At 42.0% G+C, this 724-nt stretch carries 1 protein-coding gene; it reads right to left on the reverse strand.

Features of this window, described 5'->3' with window-relative positions:
- The coding region (locus tag BCT81_RS15995) for a cache domain-containing protein (RefSeq protein ID WP_277869819.1) at window positions 1-510 on the reverse strand (510 nt) is incomplete at its 3' end.
- Window positions 511-724 lie beyond the last annotated feature (214 nt).

The raw sequence follows: 724 nt of genomic DNA on the forward strand, positions 1-724 counted from the left end.
GATAAGTACGTCAGCACCTACCACACCAACAAGTTGACCATTGTGGCGAACTGGCTCTGCAATCGTTACTAGAAGTGCTTTGGTGATTGCATCTTGGTAAGCAGTAGTAATGATTTGCTTACCTGCAGCGTTTGCTTCTTGGTACCAAGGACGTTGACGAGGATCGTAACCAGCACGGTTACGTTCAGGGTGTGAGCGGTACATGCCACCTTCTGGAGTACCTAAAAAGATATCGTCAAAGCCACCCGCCACACGAGCTTGCTTAAGGAAAGGAACAACATCATCCTCTCGTGAAAAGTCATTAAATGCTGAAGCGATATCCGTACGAATATCAATCCAGTTTTTAATACCTTCAGATGCTGCTTCTGATACGCTTTCTGCTCGTAGGTATACGCCATTACGAGTCTGTTCAAATAACTGGTTTGCTGATAACCAAGTCAGTGCTGTAGCCATAACGACAACAGCAGATAGGCTCGCACCTATTAACTTCTGTTTTAGTGTTAGTTTCATGTCAAAGTTTCACGAGTGGTGGGAAATCCCGCGCATACTACCCAATATCAGTATTAAATTCGAGCGATTTCACAATTTAATATTGGAATATATTTTTATGTAAACCATAGCCTTAGCTTATGCCAATTAGTTGGCATATCGCCAAATTCAAGGCGCTATTAACGATATGGTTATTACAAAATATTTCAGCTCCGATACGATGAAGTATGTATAG

It is taken from the genome of Vibrio sp. 10N.261.52.A1 (genome assembly GCF_002876325.1).
Classification (GTDB): domain Bacteria; phylum Pseudomonadota; class Gammaproteobacteria; order Enterobacterales; family Vibrionaceae; genus Vibrio; species Vibrio chagasii.